At 72.1% G+C, this 16289-nt stretch carries 19 protein-coding genes; 11 read left to right on the top strand and 8 right to left on the bottom strand.

All coding sequences use genetic code 11. The features are described 5' to 3' along the window. The first annotated feature begins 1 nt into the window (after position 1). Positions 2-1087 (top strand): DUF2332 domain-containing protein, encoded by a 1086-nt coding sequence (locus ADK67_RS10665; protein ID WP_053716238.1) that lies wholly within the window; start codon positions 2-4, stop codon positions 1085-1087. A 13-nt stretch (positions 1088-1100) separates the two neighbouring features. Here ADK67_RS10665 and ADK67_RS10660 read toward each other — a convergent pair whose 3' ends face one another. Next, positions 1101-1514: an NUDIX hydrolase gene (locus tag ADK67_RS10660; RefSeq protein WP_053716237.1), complete on the bottom strand. Its 414-nt coding sequence runs from the start codon at positions 1512-1514 to the stop codon at positions 1101-1103. 142 nt (positions 1515-1656) lie between these two features. Between ADK67_RS10660 and ADK67_RS52395 the strand changes: the two genes are divergently transcribed. The 5 genes from ADK67_RS52395 to ADK67_RS10640 all read left to right on the top strand — a co-directional run bounded on the left by ADK67_RS52395 (position 1657) and on the right by ADK67_RS10640 (position 4644). Then, the gene (locus ADK67_RS52395) at positions 1657-1815 is read left to right on the top strand and encodes a hypothetical protein (RefSeq protein WP_170185132.1); all 159 of its coding nucleotides are present in this window, start codon (positions 1657-1659) and stop codon (positions 1813-1815) included. Between the two features lie 39 nt (positions 1816-1854). After that, positions 1855-2415, top strand: a complete 561-nt coding sequence (locus tag ADK67_RS10655) for a PH domain-containing protein (RefSeq protein WP_053716236.1) — start codon at positions 1855-1857, stop codon at positions 2413-2415. A gap of 31 nt (positions 2416-2446) precedes the next feature. Then, positions 2447-3304, top strand: coding sequence for a PHP domain-containing protein (locus ADK67_RS10650; protein ID WP_082403371.1), 858 nt, complete (start codon positions 2447-2449; stop codon positions 3302-3304). Positions 3305-3491: 187 nt separating this feature from the next. Next, positions 3492-4331 carry a RecB family exonuclease gene (locus ADK67_RS10645; protein WP_053716234.1) on the top strand — a complete coding sequence of 280 codons (840 nt, stop codon included), beginning with the start codon at positions 3492-3494 and terminating at the stop codon, positions 4329-4331. A 10-nt stretch (positions 4332-4341) separates the two neighbouring features. Then, positions 4342-4644 (top strand): hypothetical protein, encoded by a 303-nt coding sequence (locus ADK67_RS10640; protein WP_053716233.1) that lies wholly within the window; start codon positions 4342-4344, stop codon positions 4642-4644. Between the two features lie 72 nt (positions 4645-4716). On the opposite strand, the gene ADK67_RS10635 is transcribed toward ADK67_RS10640, so the two are convergent. The 4 genes from ADK67_RS10635 to ADK67_RS10620 form a co-directional block, all read right to left on the bottom strand. Beyond that, entirely contained in the window at positions 4717-5193 is a 477-nt protein-coding gene (locus ADK67_RS10635; RefSeq protein ID WP_053716232.1) for a ricin-type beta-trefoil lectin domain protein, read from the bottom strand. 219 nt (positions 5194-5412) lie between these two features. Next, positions 5413-6285, bottom strand: coding sequence for an alpha/beta fold hydrolase (locus tag ADK67_RS10630; protein WP_053716231.1), 873 nt, complete (start codon positions 6283-6285; stop codon positions 5413-5415). A 59-nt stretch (positions 6286-6344) separates the two neighbouring features. Then, entirely contained in the window at positions 6345-7712 is a 1368-nt protein-coding gene (locus ADK67_RS10625) for an Rv3212 family protein (protein ID WP_053716230.1), read from the bottom strand. Positions 7713-8246: 534 nt separating this feature from the next. After that, positions 8247-9902, bottom strand: coding sequence for a DEAD/DEAH box helicase (locus ADK67_RS10620; RefSeq protein WP_053716229.1), 1656 nt, complete (start codon positions 9900-9902; stop codon positions 8247-8249). A 353-nt stretch (positions 9903-10255) separates the two neighbouring features. Here ADK67_RS10620 and ADK67_RS10615 point away from each other — a divergent pair, with 353 nt between their 5' ends. After that, the gene (locus tag ADK67_RS10615; RefSeq protein ID WP_082403369.1) at positions 10256-10951 is read left to right on the top strand and encodes a ferritin-like fold-containing protein; all 696 of its coding nucleotides are present in this window, start codon (positions 10256-10258) and stop codon (positions 10949-10951) included. 41 nt (positions 10952-10992) lie between these two features. Next, positions 10993-11223 carry a DUF3107 domain-containing protein gene (locus ADK67_RS10610; protein ID WP_053716304.1) on the top strand — a complete coding sequence of 77 codons (231 nt, stop codon included), beginning with the start codon at positions 10993-10995 and terminating at the stop codon, positions 11221-11223. Positions 11224-11322: 99 nt separating this feature from the next. Here the strand turns inward: ADK67_RS10610 and ADK67_RS10605 are convergent, their stop codons facing one another. Further along, on the bottom strand, positions 11323-11625 hold the full coding sequence (locus tag ADK67_RS10605; RefSeq protein ID WP_053716228.1) for a DUF4873 domain-containing protein: 303 nt from the start codon (positions 11623-11625) through the stop codon (positions 11323-11325). Continuing rightward, positions 11625-12359, bottom strand: a complete 735-nt coding sequence (locus ADK67_RS10600) for a TetR/AcrR family transcriptional regulator (RefSeq protein ID WP_082403368.1) — start codon at positions 12357-12359, stop codon at positions 11625-11627. The genes ADK67_RS10605 and ADK67_RS10600 overlap by 1 nt, the downstream gene beginning before the upstream one ends. Before the next feature lie 69 nt (positions 12360-12428). Between ADK67_RS10600 and ADK67_RS10595 the strand changes: the two genes are divergently transcribed. Both ADK67_RS10595 and ADK67_RS10590 read left to right on the top strand, forming a co-directional pair. Next, the gene (locus ADK67_RS10595; protein WP_053716227.1) at positions 12429-13328 is read left to right on the top strand and encodes an AurF N-oxygenase family protein; all 900 of its coding nucleotides are present in this window, start codon (positions 12429-12431) and stop codon (positions 13326-13328) included. Further along, a complete protein-coding gene (locus tag ADK67_RS10590; RefSeq protein ID WP_053716226.1) occupies positions 13325-14209 on the top strand; it encodes an alpha/beta fold hydrolase in 885 nt (294 codons plus the stop codon). The genes ADK67_RS10595 and ADK67_RS10590 overlap by 4 nt, the downstream gene beginning before the upstream one ends. A gap of 276 nt (positions 14210-14485) precedes the next feature. Here ADK67_RS10590 and ADK67_RS10585 read toward each other — a convergent pair whose 3' ends face one another. Then, on the bottom strand, positions 14486-15133 hold the full coding sequence (locus tag ADK67_RS10585) for a TetR/AcrR family transcriptional regulator (RefSeq protein WP_053716225.1): 648 nt from the start codon (positions 15131-15133) through the stop codon (positions 14486-14488). Positions 15134-15271: 138 nt separating this feature from the next. Between ADK67_RS10585 and ADK67_RS10580 the strand changes: the two genes are divergently transcribed. Beyond that, complete coding sequence (locus ADK67_RS10580; protein WP_053716303.1) at positions 15272-16255, top strand: alpha/beta fold hydrolase; 984 nt, start codon at positions 15272-15274, stop codon at positions 16253-16255. Positions 16256-16289: the final 34 nt, after the last annotated feature.

Genomic DNA, 16289 nt, shown 5'->3' with positions numbered 1-16289 from the left:
CGTGACCTCGCTGGATCTGGTGCGGGAACGACTGGCCCGGTTCGCGAAGAGCGAGGCGCACGGCGTCTCGCCGCTCTACGAGCACCTGGCCTCGCACGCCGCCGACGATCCGGAGGTCGCCGGTCTGCTGACCGCCGCCCCGGAGCGGTTCGCGCACGCGACCCTGCTCCTGGCGGCGGCGCACCGGCTGGTGCAGGCCGAGCCGTTCCACGAGCTGTCGAACTACTACCCGTCGCTCGGCGGCACGTACGGCGCGGACGAGAGCACGTGGCGGCTGTTCCGGGAGTTCGTGCTGGAGCGGGCCGACCGGATGCGCGAGCTGATCGCGAACCGGACCGTGCAGACCAACGAGGTGCGCCGGGCCACGCTGCTGTACCCGGCGCTGGCGAAGGTCAAGGGGCCGGTCGGGCTGCTGGAGGTCGGCTGCTCGGCCGGCCTGCTGCTCGGCCTCGACCAGTACGGCTACCGCTACCAGACCCAGCAGGCCGGGCAGCTCGTCGCCGGGCCCGCCAAGGCGGCGCTCGGGCTGCACTGCGCGCTGGAGCTGGCGCCCGGCGCGGAGCTGCCGAAGATCCCCAAAACGGTGAAGATCGCGGCCAAGGTGGGGTTGGACCGGGCGCCCGCCGACCTGACCGACGAGGACACCTACGCGTGGCTCGAGGCGTGCGTGTGGGCCGACCAGCCGGAGCGGCTGCGGCTGTTCGGCGTGGCCGCGACCGTGCAGCGCAAGTCGCCGCCGGAGTTCGTGGTCGGCGACGCGGTGGCGGACCTCGGCAAGGCCGCCGACCGCGTGCCGGACGACCTGCCGCTGGTGGTCCTGACCAGCAACGTCCTGCCGTACCTGGCGGGTGCGGAGTTCGTGGCCGCGCTGCGCGACCTCGGCCGCCCGGTGTGGTGGCTGAGCCACGAGGGGTACGCGGCGGGCCTCGTCCACGTGCTGCCGGAGCGGGACGACCTGCGGCCCGGCGCGGACGAGCCGGCGTTCGGCGTGATCGGCCTCGTCCGGTTCGAGGGCGGCGAGGTGCGGTCGGCGCAGGCGCTGGCCAAGACCGCGCCGCACGGCCAACGGTTGGTGTGGCTCCCCTGATGGGGGGAGTCGATCACGAACGGGGGAGCTGGCCCCAGGCTTCGAGGGTCTCGCGGAGCATCTCGGTGAGTGGGAGTGTGGCCAAGATCGCAGCGTCCGCCCACCGCGCGTCCACCGCGTCGTCGCCCGGTCGGAGCACGCCGGATCGCACCTGGCAGGCGTAGTCGTGGATCTCGTAGACACCGCGTGGCGCCGGACGGGTGACGCTGCCGATCAACGGCCCGACGGTCACGGAGAGTCCCGTCTCCTCCCGCAGTTCCCGCATAAGTGCGGTCTCGTCGGATTCGCCGGGTTCGACTCGGCCACCTGGTATCGACCACAGTCCCTCACCTGGAGCATTGCCCCTTCTCACGAGTAGCAGTCGCCCGTTCGAGTCATGGACGATGGCGCCTACACAGCGGATCCGGGGCTCACGTTCGGCCGTCACGATTACGAAGCGTAGTCACACCGGGTTGGCGGTGCAGCACGCTGACCCAAGTGCGGTACAAATCTCCCGACGTGTCGCGGAGTGCGGTACAACGGTTTTCACTGGCGCCAAACGGGTGCGGTAGCGAACGGGGTTGATCACCGTGAATCTGAAGAAGATTCTCACTTTCGCCGGGGTCGGCTTGGTCCTGTTCTTCCTCATCGCGGAGCCGCAGCAGGCGGCTCAGCTGGTGCAGAACATCCTGGGCACCCTTCGGGAAGCAGCTGAGGCGCTCATCACCTTCGTGAAACAATTGTTCTGAGTCGGCCCGACTCCTCCCCCACGGCGAGAGGTCGCAGGCATGTTCGCACCACGGGACCCCGACGAGTACCTGCTCCCCACGGAGCGTCGGGTCATCCGGGTACGCAGGCACTGGAGCAGTCTGCTCGGGGATCTGCTGGAGGCAGGCGCGCTGCTGGCCTGCACGATGCTGATCTCGTACCTGCTGCCCGACAACGCGGTCATCATCCAGAACATCCTCTGGTACGCCTCGCTGTTCGTGCTGCTCAGGCTGGCCTACTTCGTCATGGAGTGGTGGGTGGAGCGGATCGTCGTCACCGACAAGAGGTTCATGATCTCCTCGGGGGTCTTCGAGACCAAGGTCGCCATGATGCCGATCAGCAAGGTCACCGACCTCACCTACGAGCGGTCGGTGCTCGGGCGCATGTTCGGCTTCGGCACGCTGGTCGTGGAGTCGGCGGGTCAGATCCAGGCACTCAACCGGATCGAGTACCTGCCCAACCCCGAGGAGGTCTACGACGCCATCTCGGAGCTGACCTTCGGCGACAAGAAGGCCCAGGCGGAGCGCTTCTCGATGATCAAGGCGCAGCGGGCGGCGCGCGGCAAGAAGATGGTGCCGTAGCCCGGACCAGGCCGTGGGGGAGACTGGCAGGGTGCGCATCGACCTGCACACCCACTCGACCGAGTCCGACGGCACCGACACGCCCGCGGAGTTGGTGGCGGCCGCGGCCGCCACCGGCCTGACCGCGGTCGCGCTCACCGACCACGACACCGCAGCCGGCTGGGCGGAGGCGGCCACCGCGCTGCCACCCGGCTTGAAGCTGGTGCGCGGCGCCGAGCTGTCCTGCGCCTCCGACGACGGCCGGGGCCGGGTCATCACCGTCCACCTGCTCGCCTACCTGTACGACCACACCTCGCCCGCGCTGGTCGAGGAGCAGCTGCGGCTGCGCCTGGAACGACGGCACCGGCTGCGCCGGATGGCCGAGCGGATGGTCGCCGACGGGTTTCCCATCGACCCGGACGAGCTGATGGCGGCCATGCCGACCGACGCGCCCGCCGGCCGTCCCCACCTCGCCATGGCGTTGATCCGGGCGGGTGTGGTGTCCACCGTCGACGAGGCGTTCGCCCGGTACCTCACGGGCGGCCGGTACTACGTGCCGCGCACCGACACGCCGGTGGCCCGGGCCATCGAGATGATCACCGAGGCGGGCGGCGTGACCGTCCTGGCCCACCCGTTCGCGATCTCGCGCGGCCCCATCGTGACCGACCAGGTGGTGGCCGACCTGGCTGCTCTGGGCCTGGCCGGCGTCGAGGTCGACCACCCCGACCACGACGTGGAGACGCGGGTGCGGCTGCGCGGCCTGGCCGGGGACCTGGGCCTGCTGACCACCGGGTCCAGCGACTACCACGGCACCAACAAGACCGTGCGGCTCGGCGCGGAGACGACGTCACCCGAGGTGCTGGACGCCCTGGCCGATCGGGCAACCGGGTGCAAGATCCTGGTCGGTTGACGCGGGATCGCCTCGGCTGACCACCCGCTCGCGAGATCGCGTCGGTCGTTCGGGTCCTCATCTCCGGCGATCACGCTTTTCGATCGTCGGAGATCAGGGCGCGAGCGGCCGACTTCCGGGCGATCTCGCCGCCGTCTGGGAGCAGCGGCCATCAACACTGTCAGACCCTGTCGGTAGCGTGGTGCCCGTGCAGGAGCAGCTTGGGTTCGACTTCGGCGCGATGCCGAAGAAGCTCGTGCGGGTGACGCCGGCGAAGCTGAACACGTGGGCCGACTGCCCGCGTCGTTTCCGCATGGCCTACCTCGACCGGCCGTCGCCGCCACGCGGCGGGGCGTGGGCGCACAACACCCTGGGCGCGGTCGTGCACAACGCGTTGAAGGCGTTGTTCGACCTGCCCGCCCAGCGCCGCACCCCCGAGCAGGCGGTGGCGCTGCTGCACCGGCAGTGGAAGAACGACGGGTTCCGCGACGCCGAGCAGGCGGGCGTCTACCGGGACCGGGCGGTCGGGTGGGTGCGCGACTACGTCACCGAGCTGGACACGTCGATCGAGCCGGTCGGCATCGAGCGCTGGGTGTCCACGCCCACCTCCAAGATCGTCGCCGAGGGCCGGGTCGACCGGATCGACCTGCGCGACGGCGAGCTGGTGATCGTCGACTACAAGACCGGGCGGCACGCGCTGACCGTGGACGACGCGCGGGGCTCGCAGGCGTTGGCGCTGTACGCGCTGGCGGCCCGGCGGACGCTGCGCAAGCCGTGCACCCGGGTGGAGCTGCACCACCTGCCCACGGGCGCGGTGTCGGTGTGGGAGCACACCGAGGAGAGCCTGGGGCGGCACGTGTCGCGGGCCGAGGAGGCGGCGGACGAGCTGCGGCTGGCCACCGACACGCTGGAGGCGGGCGGCGACCCGGAGATCCTGTTCCCGCCGCGCACCGGGAACCAGTGCACGTGGTGCGACTTCCGCCGGTCGTGCCCCGAAGGTCAGCGGGCCGCACCGTCGCTCGACCCGTGGGCGTTGCTCGCGCCGTAGAGTTGGCCGCGTGACGATGGTGGACAGCGGACCCGAACCACGCCTGGCCAGGCTGTGGCGCGGCGTCAGCGGCGCGCTCGCCGTCGGCTTGGCGCTGCTGGCGTTGGCGATGATCGGCGTGCAGGTCTACGCGGGCGCCCGCGACCTGCCCGGGCCGGGGCTGGACGTGGTGGCCGGGCACGGCGTGGCGGCCGTCGCCGCGGTGGTGGCCCAGGTCGTGGCCGACCGCCGCCGCGGCTGGGTGGTGGCGTTGTGCGGCCTGCTGGTCGTGCTGCTCGCGACGGCGACCCTGTGGTTCTTCTGGTGGGCTTAGGCCCCGGTGGTTCTCTCGGTGGGCTTCGCCGGGCACGTCGGCAGGACGCGCCTGCCGACGTGCCCGCGGCCGTCAGACCTGGTGGATGATCCAGCGCTGGTCGTACCGGTCGAACTCGCACTCCCTGAGGAGCAGTTGCTGCTTGGTGCCGTTGTGCGTGACGCACGTCCCGGTCGACAGGTTCCTGATCAACCAGGAGCCGTCGCCCATGGAGTCGCCCGTCCACTCCTGCTCGTGGGCCGGGGTGTCGCAGAGACCGCCGCCCACCCGGTCGTGCTCGGCGGTCGCGCACAGCCCGTCGCGCTGCTCCTGGATGGTGTTGTCGGCGCGGACTTCCCACCGCTGGTTCGCTTCGTCGTGGCGGGGGTAGGCGATGACCGGGGCGTCGGACCAGTTGGACTGGTCCCACACGTCGCCCGGCCGGGCGACGCTCTCGATCACGACCACCAGCCGGCGGGTGTCGGTGTCGTCGGCGTTGGCGGTAGGCGCGACGAGCAGCGCCGAGCCCGCGGCGACGGCGGCGACGGCCGTGAGGATTCCTCGGAACATCAGGCGATTCCTTCCCTGTCGGTGTGGGGTTGCGCCTCAAGTAGAAGCGCCTGACAGGGGCCGCGAGCAGCGAGAACACCTTTGGTGAAGCTGATGACACGGTCCGGTAGAACGGATCGCGCGGCGGTCACGGACCGATGTGACGCACGCGCTCGATCGTGGCCGCGGCCGTCATTCGCGCAGGTGCCGGCGCTGGTCGGCCCGCTCGGGAACGCTCGGTCAGGAGAGCCAGGCGCGCCAGGTCGGCAGGAGCGTGGCCAGCAGGGCGTCCGGGGCCTCGGTGTTCGGGTTGTGCATGACGCCGGACAGCACGGCGAAGTCGGCGTCGAGGCGTTCGGCCATGTCCCGCTGGCTGGCGGCCGACCAGGCGTCGTCCAGGTCGCCGCACACCACCAGGCACGGGATACCACTCGTCCGGGCGACACGGGCCAGCTTGGCGACCAGGTCCGGTTCGGCGCGCAGGGCCTCGCCCATGCCGAGCAGCCCGGCCGGTGACGAGCGGACGAACCGCTCCCGGTAGAAGTCCTTCAGCTCCTGCGGGATCATCCGCCAGCCCGGGTTGAGGGCCTGGCGGGTCTCGTTGACCTGCTGAGACGCCTCGACGCCCTGCTCTCGGAGCATGATCTCGCCGTAGTCCAACGCGGTGCGGCGCTCGCCCGGCGGCAACTCGGACGGGCCGGACGCCATCAGCGTCAACCCCGCCACGGGCGCGCCCGCCAGCACCGCGCCGCGCGCCACGAATCCACCGAACGAGTGACCCAGCAGCAGCACCCGCCTGCCCTCGGCGGCCAGTTTCGCGACCAGTTCGGCGACGGCCGCGCCCAGCGCCTCGGGCCGGTAGTCGGATTCGACCAGCGGACCGGGCGACTCGTACTGGCCGGGCAGGTCGATCGCCACGACCTCGATGCCGGCGTCGGCGATCGGGTCGAGCAGCGGCGCGAAGTCCTCTTTGGACCCCGTGTAGCCGGGGAGGAGCAGCGCGGTCGCGCCGAGGTCGAGTCCGGCGGCGGGCGCGTGGAGGGCCGCGACCGGCCCGTGCCTGCCGGGCAGGTCCACGCGTTGCGCCCGGTGCGGGCTGAACTGCGAGTGCACGTCTGGCAGTCTGCCGCACCGGCCGCGTGGGCGCGTCACCGATCGTCGTGTTGCCCGCGTTACCGCAGGGCGACGAGCGTGCCGCCGCGCTGCTCCAGCACGACCGGGCCCTCGGTGGCCATCTCGACCGGGCCGGTGTGGTCGCCGCGGTCGACCCGGATCGAGGCGACTTCCTCGCCGGTGATCTGGTCGAGCACCTTCAGCCCGGTGTCGACCGGCAGCAGCAGCCGCCCGGCGAGCGTGGTGCCCGCGCCGAGGGTGCCGTTCGCGGTCCACAGCGGGTTCAGCTCGGTCAGCGACAGCGCGATCGTCTTCGACCCGGTGAACCAGTACGTGTTCGCGGTGCTGGTGAACGTCGACGCCACCCGTCCGGGCGGGTCGCCCGCGAGGTCGTCCGCGGTGACGTCGACCGGGTAGCTGCCGACCGACGAGCCGGTCTCGGAGTCGAACACCACGATCCGGCCCGGCACGGCCAGCGCGACCCGGTTCGCCGTCACCGCGATCACCCGGGCGCCGTTCTCGCCGGTCACGGTGCTGCTGATGACCTGCGGCTCGTCGGACTTCTCGGGGTTGGGCTTGAGGATGGTGAGGCGGTCGGACGGGTCGAGGGCGGGGCAGCGCTCGATCATCGCGATCTTGCCGCCGGTGACCGCGAACGAGTGGTACGTGCAGCCGGTGCGCGGCTGCTTGTTCGGGTTCACGATCGCGCGCAGGGCGCCGTACTCCATCGAGCGGACCAGGTCGTCGCGGCGGTAGACCTCGACGTACGTCCCGCCGGTGGTCAGCACGTGCGAGCCCTCGTTCAGCAGGCGGGTGCCGAACTCGGCGTCGCCGTTGCGCTGCGGCCCGCGCTTGCCGGAAGCCGTTTCGAGGGTGGTGACCTCGGAGCAGTTGGTGTCCTTGCCGTGCACGGCGAACACCCGGCCCCAGGCCGTGGTGACGGTGCACAGGGCCAGGTCGCGGGCGTAGCGCCAGCGGACGTCGCCGGTCAACGCGTCCCGGCCGACGACCTCGCCGCCGTCGCCCGTGACGACGACCGAGTCGAGGTTCACCGGGACCGGCGTCGCGCCGCTCGGCGCGCGCCAGATCTCCGACAGCGTCGGCGGCATCGCGGTCACCGGCTGCAGCGGGGTGATCTCGGACGGGCCCGTCTGGCTGACGGTGTTGCGGGCGTCGCTGGTCAGCCACAGCACCAGGCTCGCCACCAGCACCGCGACCACGACCAGGGTCAGGCCGATGAAGTCGCCCCTGGTGCGCCACGACCTCGACGGCACCGGCTCGTCCGGCTCGGTGTCGTGCGGCCCGGCGCCGTGCCGTTCGGCGTCGTCGTCCTGCGGCTCGACCTGGGGTTCGACGGGCTTCGCCAGGACGTCTTCCTCGTCCAGCACGACCTGCCCGTTCGACTCCGCCTGCTCCGGCTGGCCCACTGCCCGGCTCCCGATGGTCGGTGATCTATCGCGTTCGGTCTGGCGACATGCTGCCACCACCGGGAAGAGGTCGGTGTGAGGCGGCGGCACCTACCGCTCCCGGCCGCGTCCCGTTGCCGCTCCGGCCCGTGCTGCCCACTGCCCTGGCGCGGCTGCCTGGCCTGGCTGCCTGGCCTGGCCCGGCTGCCTGGCGCGGGTGCCTGGCCCGGCGCGGGGCGCTGTCCCGTTGCCTGGCCCGGTCCGCCGCGGGCTGTGTTGCCCGCGGGCGGGTCCGCTGCTCCGGCCCGTTCACCGCTGTCCGGTGTTCGGGCCGAGTGGCGTGCCGTGGCCGGCGGCTCGTGCTCGCCGTCCGTTCGGGCGGTCCGGGGTGGGTGGCGGGTGGGTTGGCGGGGTCCGGGTTGGTTCGGGGGCTCCTCGTTTTCAACCGAGGTGCGGTAACAGTGTTTCCGTACATTTTCGGGCCATGATCACCCGATCGTGTTGCGGTCGGGCCGGGCAGCGCTCCGGAGTCACGCTGCCCACCACGATTGTTCCCTACTCGGCCGGTGCGGACTCGGGCGACTCGCCGCCCGTGCGGCGACGCCTGCGTCGGCGGGGGCGGTCGGCTTCGCCGGACGATGACGCCGGAGAGTCCGGCGCACCCGCGGTGACCTCGGCGGATGCCTCGGGCGCCGCGCCGTTCTCGCCGCCGGCGGACACGCCACCGCGGCTGCGACGACGCTTGCGCGGCCTGGTGCCGCCGTCCTCGCCCGAACCCGAACCGGTGGAGCCGGTGCCGGTGCCGCTGCCGCCGCCGTTGCCGGACTCGGTGGCCGGTGCCGCGTCGCCCGCACGGCCGCTCCGCCGCCGCTTGCGCGTCTTCTTCTCGCCCTTCAGGTTCTCCTCCGGCTCGGCGTCCAGGCCCGCGCGCGTGCGCAGCCCCAACGGCAGCCGACCGGTCGAGCCCGCCGGGATGTCCAGGTCCGCGAACAGGTGGTCGGACGTCGAGTACGTCTCCACCGGCTCCGGCTTGCCCAGGTTCAACGCGTCGCTGATCATCTTCCACCGGGGCATCTCGTCCCAGTCGACCAGCGTCACGGCGACACCCGTGCGCCCCGCCCGACCCGTGCGGCCGATGCGGTGCACGTAGGTCTTCTCGTCCTCGGGGCACTGGTAGTTGATCACGTGCGTGACGCCCTCGACGTCGATGCCGCGGGCCGCCACGTCGGTGGCCACCAGCACGTCGATCTTGCCCGAGCGGAACGCCCGGAGCGCCTGCTCGCGCGCGCCCTGCCCCAGGTCACCGTGCACGGCCGCCGCGGCGAAACCGCGTTCGACCAGCTCGTCGGCGACCTTCTGGGCGGTGCGCTTGGTCCGGGTGAACACCATGGACAGGCCGCGCTCGCGGGACTGCAGCGCCCGCGCCAGCAGCTCGGACTTGTCCAGCGCGTGCGCCCGGTAGACGAACTGCTCGGTGCGCTCGTGGATGGCGCCCGCGTCGTTCTCCTCGGCCCGCACGTGCGTGGGCTGGTTGAGGAACGTGCGCGCCAGCGTGATGATCGGCCCGGGCATGGTCGCCGAGAACAGCATGGTCTGCCGCTCGTCGGGCACCATGCGCAGGATCCGCTCGATGTCGGGCAGGAAGCCCAGGTCGAGCATCTCGTCGGCCTCGTCCAGCACCAGCCCGCGCACCTTGCCGAGCACCAGGTGGCGCTGCTCGGCCAGGTCGAGGAGCCGGCCCGGCGTGCCGACGACCACGTCGACGCCCTTGCGCAGCGCCGCGATCTGCGGCTCGTACGGCCGGCCGCCGTAGATGGCCAGCACGCGCACGTTGAGGTGCTTCGCCGCGTCGGTCAGGTCGTGGGTGACCTGCAGGCACAGCTCGCGCGTCGGCACGACGACGAGCGCCTGCGGCGTGCCGTCACCCGGCGTGACGATGCGCTGGAGCAGCGGGATGCCGAAGCCCAGCGTCTTGCCGGTGCCGGTGCGGGCCTGGCCGATGACGTCGTCGCCGGCCAGCGCCAGCGGCAGCGTCAGCTCCTGGATGGCGAACGTGCGGTGGATGCCCGCCTCGGCCAGGGAGCGCACGATCTCCTCGCGCACACCCAGCTCGCCGAACGTGGGCGAATCGGCTTTGACCGGGGCGTCGGCCACGAGCGGGTGCGACGTGTCCTCTTCGGGGACACCCGCCTCGCTGTGCTCCAAGGCCACCGGGTCGATATGGGTCTCTTCGTTCGTCGCGGTCAGGGTGATCGCCTCTCTCGTACCAGCGCGCCACGGCCTGTACGGGCCGCTCGACCGCGTCACCGCCACTCGGGCCACCGCTAGGGGCCGGGCGGGTCGCGGGAGGGCCAGCGAGGTGTGTGCGCGCACCCTCTCCTGGCGGCACGGTGCCGCCGCAGTTCAGCCTTCGGCACCGCTGCGAGCCCCCACTGGGCCGCGCCGCGCCGGGCGTCGTCTGTCGAGTCTACCCGCCGACTAGGCCGATCGGGCTGGTTCGCCGCGTGAAGTGCGGTTTCGCGTGGCTGGGGTGTTGTCAACGACACCCGACTAGGCTCCGTGGCATGAGCGACCCGGGAGTGGATGCAGCGGTGGGCCAGGTTGCGGTGGGTGACGGGGGCGAGGTGGCGGAGGGTGTCGTCGACCTCCTCGGCGCGCTCGCGTACGGCGAGCTGTCGGCGTTCGACCGGCTCGCCGAGGACGCCCGGACCGCGCCCACGCTGGCCGGGCGGGCCGCGTTGTCGCAGATGGCGGCGGCCGAGATCGGCCACTACGCGCTGCTGGAGCGGTACCTGGCCGAGCGCGGCCACTCGCTGGAGGAGGCCATGCGGCCGTTCGCCGCGGGCTTCGACGGCTTCCACGCCTCCACGGCGCCGCGCACGTGGCTGGAGTCGCTGGTGAAGGCCTACGTCGGGGACGCCCTGGCGGCCGACTTCTACCGCGAGGTCGCCGAGTGGCTGGACGAGCCGACCAAGGACCTGGTGCTCGCGGTGCTGGCCGACACGGGCCACTCGGCGTTCGCCGAGCGCGAAGTCCGGTCCGCCTGCGACGACGACCCGAAGCTGCGAGACCGGCTCACGTTGTGGGGCCGTCGGCTGCTCGGCGAGGCATTGACGCAGGCCCAGTACGTGGTGGCGGAGCGCGACGGGCTCGCGGAGCTGATCGTGCGCGGCTCGGGCGACCTCGCGGGCATCGCGGCGCTGTTCCGACGCCTCCAGCAGAGCCACACGCGGCGCATGACAGCGCTCGGGCTCGGCTAGGGTTGGTGTTCGAAAGCCATCAACGCCGCACGGAGGTCAGCGTGGAGGTCAGGGTCGGGATCGCGGACAGCCCGCGGGAGCTCGTGGTGTCCAGCGGGCTCACCCCCGAAGAGGTCGAGGCGCAGGTCCAGGACGCGCTGAAGGCCGGCACCGGGCAGCTCGTGCTGGTCGATCAGAAGGGCGCCCGCTACGTGGTGCCGGCGGCGCGCATCGCGTACGTGGAGATCGGTCCGAGCGACTCGCGCCGGGTCGGGTTCATCTCCGGCGACTGAGCGTGCGCGCGGCGCGCAGCCGAGCGAACTTCGGGTCCGGGCGACCGGGCACGAGTAGGGGCACCCGATCGGGTGCCCCTTTCGCGTTTCCGGCCCTGGTCAGCCCACCGTGAACGGCGGGGTGGAGATGCCCGCCACGCGGTAGCGCCGCCAGGGGTCGGGGTCGGTGAGCGACCCGGTCGCCGAGCCGTCGGGTGTGCGCAGCAGCGCGGTCCGCGCACCGCCCTCCACCAGCTCGGTGACCTGGTCGTTCGCGCCGACCCGGCCGTACCAGTGGTAGCGGCCGTCGATGGGCTGGAAGTAGCCGCGCAGCTCGACGCTGACCGGCACCTCCCGCTGGTCGAACACCAGCACGGCCGTGCCGGTGTAGCCCTCTTCGCCGTGCTCGTGCTCTTCGGACATCACGCCTCCTCGACGTCGACGACCCGCAGCCGGGGTCCTTCGTGCCGGTCGCCACCGGCGAGATCGGTGGTCAGCGGCGCGTCCGGGTCGAGCGCCACGCCCGCGGAGCGGAGCAGGCCGTCGATGGCGTGCCAGATGATCGTGGTCAGGTAGTCGCTCAGGCTCGCCCGCGTCATGGACTGCCGGTCGAGCCACCAGTCGCCGGCGTTCTGCACCATGCCGACCAGCGCGTGCGCCCACGGCTCGGCGCCGCCGGAGTCCATGTCGAACGCGCGCAGGTAGTCGCCGAGCAGCCGGGCCAGGGCCGCCGCGATCAGCTGCTTGTCCTCGTTGACCACGTCCTGCTCGACCGGCCGGTCGGTGAACGACTTGCGCACCACGAACCGGTACAGGTTGGGGTGCTCCTCGATCACGGACAGGTACGCGTCGACGATGCCCTGGATGCGGGGGCGGACCGGGGCGTCGAGCTCGATCGCGGGCCCCATCCTGTCCATGAGCATCTCGGTGCCGCGCCGGCCGACGGCGAGGTACAGGTCGGACTTGTCGGCGAAGTGCCGGTAGAGCACCGGCTTGCTGACGCCCGCCTCGGCGGCGATCTCGTCCATGCCCACGTCCGGGCCGTGCTTGGCGACGGCGCGGATGGTGGCCTCCACGAATTCGGCGCGCCGCGCCTCGCGGTGCCCCTTCCACCGTTCCCGGCGGGCGTCGGTTCCGCCCTTGACAGTTCGAGCCATGTGACGCACGCTACCAGAAGTAACCGTTACCTCAAGTTACAGATAAATGCGCCCCGGGAGGGACCACCGATGACTAAGGCCTTGAAGGTCGCGGATCGCGAGAAGACCGCCGAACGTCTGCTCAACTCCTCGGCCGACAAGTTCTACGACCCCGAGGTCGACATCGACTGGTCCGCGCCCCTGGTCGACGGCCTGCGGTACACGCCGGAGCACCGGTGCTCGCTGTACGGCACCGAACTGTGGGACCGGATGAGCCCGGAGCAGCGCGTCGACCTGTCCCGGCACGAGGTCGCGAGCGTGGCCAGCGTCGGCCTGTGGTTCGAGATCCTGCTGATGCAGATGCTGCTCAAGGAGGTCTACCGCTCGGACCCGACGACCAAGCACGCGCAGTACGCGCTGACCGAGGTCGCCGACGAGTGCCGGCACTCGACGATGTTCGCCCGCATGGTCGAGACGATCGGCTGCCCGCCCTACGGCCCCCGCCAGCACACCTACCAGCTGGGCAAGCTGCTGCCGGTGATCGGCTACGGGCCCGCGCTGTACGGGTCGATCCTGGTCGCCGAGGAGATCCTGGACCGGTTGCAGCGCGAGACGATGGCCGACGAGACCGTGCAGCCGCTGGTGCGCATGGTCAACCGGATCCACGTGCTCGAAGAGGCCCGGCACGTGCGGTTCGCGCGGGAGGAGGTCGTGCGCGGCATGGAGACGTTGACCAAGAAGGAGCTGCCCTACCAGCGGTGGCTGATCGCGACCACGTCCATGTTCATCACCCGGTCGCTGATCAACCCGGAGGTGTACGCGGCCGTGGGGCTGGACAAGGACCAGGCGCACAAGGCCGCGCTGACCAACCCGCACTGGCGGGAGAGCATCCGCTGGTCGGGTGAGCGGATCATGAAGTTCCTGGACGAGGTCGGGCTGGTCGGCAAGCCGGGCATGCGCGCGTGGCGCCGCTCGTTCCTGCTCGGATGAGGGCCCGGGCTGCCGCGCCGCGGGAGGTCGACCAGCGGTTCGTGACGTCCGACGGCACGGCGCTGCACGTCGTGGACACCGGGCCGCGGGACGCCGGGGTGACCACCGTGCTGCTGCACGGCTGGACGTTGGACCACACGTCGTGGGACCCGGTGGCGGCCGGGCTGCCGGGCCGGGTGCTGCGGTACGACCACCGGGGTCACGGCGGCTCGGCGCCCGCGCTCCCGGGGACGGCCACCATCGCGCGCTGCGCGGACGACCTGGCCGAGTTGGTCGCGGCCCTCGTGCCGACCGGCCGGCTCGTGCTCGCCGGGCACTCGATGGGCGGCATGACGATCATGGCGTTGGCCGAGCAGCACCCCTCGCTGCTCGACCGCGTCGACGGCGTCGTCCTGGTCGCCACCTCTTCGGGTGACCTCGCCGGGTCGACGCTGGGGCTGCCGGGGCCGGTCGGCCGGGCGTTCGTGGCGGGGGAGAAGGCGGTCAACCGGCGGATCGCCCGGTTGCGACGGGCCGAGCTGCTCAAGCGCACCGACGTGGCCCGGCCGGGGCTGCGGTGGCTGCTGTTCGGCAAGCGGCCGTCGTGGCGGGACGTCGCGCTGACCGCCGCGATGGTCGGCCGGTGCCACCCGGTGAGCATGGTCGGGTTCCGCGACTCGCTGGACGGGCACGACCGGCGTGCGGCGCTGGCCGGGCTGGCGGGGATCCGGGCCGTCGTGCTGGCGGGCGCGGAGGACCGGCTGACGCCGTTGCGGCACGCGCGGGTGCTGGCGGACGAGCTGCCGCACGCCGAGCTGGTGATCCACCTGGGCGCCGGCCACATGCTGCCCCTGGAAAGGGCGGAAGAGGTCACCGCGCACATCACCGCGCTGCTGCGGTGACCTCTTGGGTCACGGCGGCGCGGCCGCCGTGGCGAACCGGTGGACCGCCGCCGTCAACCAAGGGTCCCCCCGCGAAGGGGAACCCTTGAGTTGATCCTGCCGGCAACCACCGACAACCTCCGCGCGTCCACGACCACCCTGTGGACAACTGGGTGAGCCTGTGGACAACTCGGCGCGGCGGGTGATCGCCGGTGAGGGCCGCCGTCGGGGGCGGCCCTCACCGGCGCGTGTGCTCGAACTTGACCACCACGCCACGCCGGGGCTGGTGGAACGGGCTCAGTGCTGGAGCGGGAAGCCGCCGCCGATGCCCCGCCAGGCGAGGTTCGAGATCAGCGCGACCGCGTCTTCCTTCGCGAGCTTCCGGTCGTCCGCCAGCCACGCGCGTGCCGTGACTTGCGACAACCCCACCAGGCCCACCGCGAGCAGCCGCGCGCGGTGCTCGTCGAGGCCCGCGTCGGCGGTGATCGTGTCGGTGATGGCCTCCACGCTGTCCGTCGTCGCCCGCTCCACGGCACGGGCCACCGCCGGCTCGCCGCGCAGGTCCGACTCGAACACCATCCGGAACGCCTGGCCCTCGCCGTCCACGAAGTCGTAGAACGCGGCGACCGCGGCCTTCACCCGCTGCTTGTTGTCCGTCGTGGACGCCAGCGCGCCGCGCACGCGGTTCACCAGCTCGTCCACGTGGGACTCCAGCAGCGCCATGTACAGCTCGAGCTTGCCGGGGAAGTGCTGGTAGAGGACCGGTTTGCTGACCCCCGCGCGTTCCGCGATCTCGTCCATCGCGGCGGCGTGGTAGCCGTTGGTCACGAACACGTCCTGCGCCGCGGCCAGCAACTGGGCACGTCGAGCGGTCCGCGGGAGCCGTACACCCCGCCCCGCCGCGCCGCCGTGGTGCCCGACCGCAGTCTGGGCCGTCTCCGTCATGGTGCCTCCAGCCAACCAATCACTTCGCAACCGGGAAAGGGGTTGCCCTTCCGGCTCGCCGGCAACCTTACTCGCTGGTAGCAGCGTTCCGGGAAAGCTTCTCGTTTCGTAGGACGCCCGGCCAGGCATCCTGGGGTGGTGACCGAGACGCTGGAGGCCCGCCGGACCGCCATCACCCACGTGCCCCTGTCCACCGCGCCGCTGCCTCCGCTGGACACAACGATCCAGCCGTGGCCTGGTGACTACGTCGAGGTGGGCGGGCACAGCGTGCACGTCCGCCGCACGCCGGGGCCGGCCGGGTCGAGGGCGGTGTACGTGCACGGGCTGGGCGGTTCGGCGACGAACTGGACGGACCTGGCCGCGCAGCTGCGCGAGCACGTCGAGGGCCACGCGCTGGACCTGCCCGGGTTCGGCCGCTCCGAGCCGATCGACGGCTACGACTTCCGGATGCTCACGCACGCGCGGGTCGTCATCGAGTACGTCGAGTCCCTCGGTCCCGGCCCGGTGCACCTGTTCGGCAACTCCATGGGCGGCGCGATCACGTTGATCGTCGCCGCCACCCGGCCCGACCTGGTGCGCACCCTCACCCTGGTCTCGCCCGCCGTGCCGGACCTGCGGCCGAGCCTGCGCCGGGTGTCGGACCGGCGGCTGCCGCTGGCGTTCCTGCCGGTGGTGGGCCCGCGGATGCAGGCGCAGCTGGCCGCGATGACGCCGCGTGAGCGCACGCACCAGATGCTGCGGCTGTGCTTCGCCGAACCCCACTCGGTGCCGGCGAACCGGATCGAGCAGAGCGAGCGGGAGTACACCGAGCGGTCCGCGCAGGCGTGGGCGGGCAACGCGCTCAGCGCCAGCACCGTCGACCTGATCCGCTCGTGGCTGGTGCCGAGGTCGAGGTCGATGTGGCTGCTGCCGCCGCGGATCACCGCGCCGACGCTGGTCGTGTGGGGCACGGAGGACCGGCTGGTCAGCGTGCGCAAGGCGCCGCGGGTGGCGAGGCTCATCCCGCGCGGCCGGCTGCTCGTGCTGCCGCGCACCGGGCACGTGGCCCAGATGGAACGGCCGGTGTCCGTCGCGCGGGCCGTGGCGGGCATGTGGGAGGCGGTCGAGCGGCAGGCGTGGTGACCCGTGACCGGTTCCGCCGACCGGTGACGCGCAG

Source organism: Saccharothrix sp. NRRL B-16348 (genome assembly GCF_001280085.1).
Lineage (GTDB): Bacteria > Actinomycetota > Actinomycetes > Mycobacteriales > Pseudonocardiaceae > Actinosynnema.
This window is presented reverse-complemented; position numbering and strand designations above follow the sequence as displayed.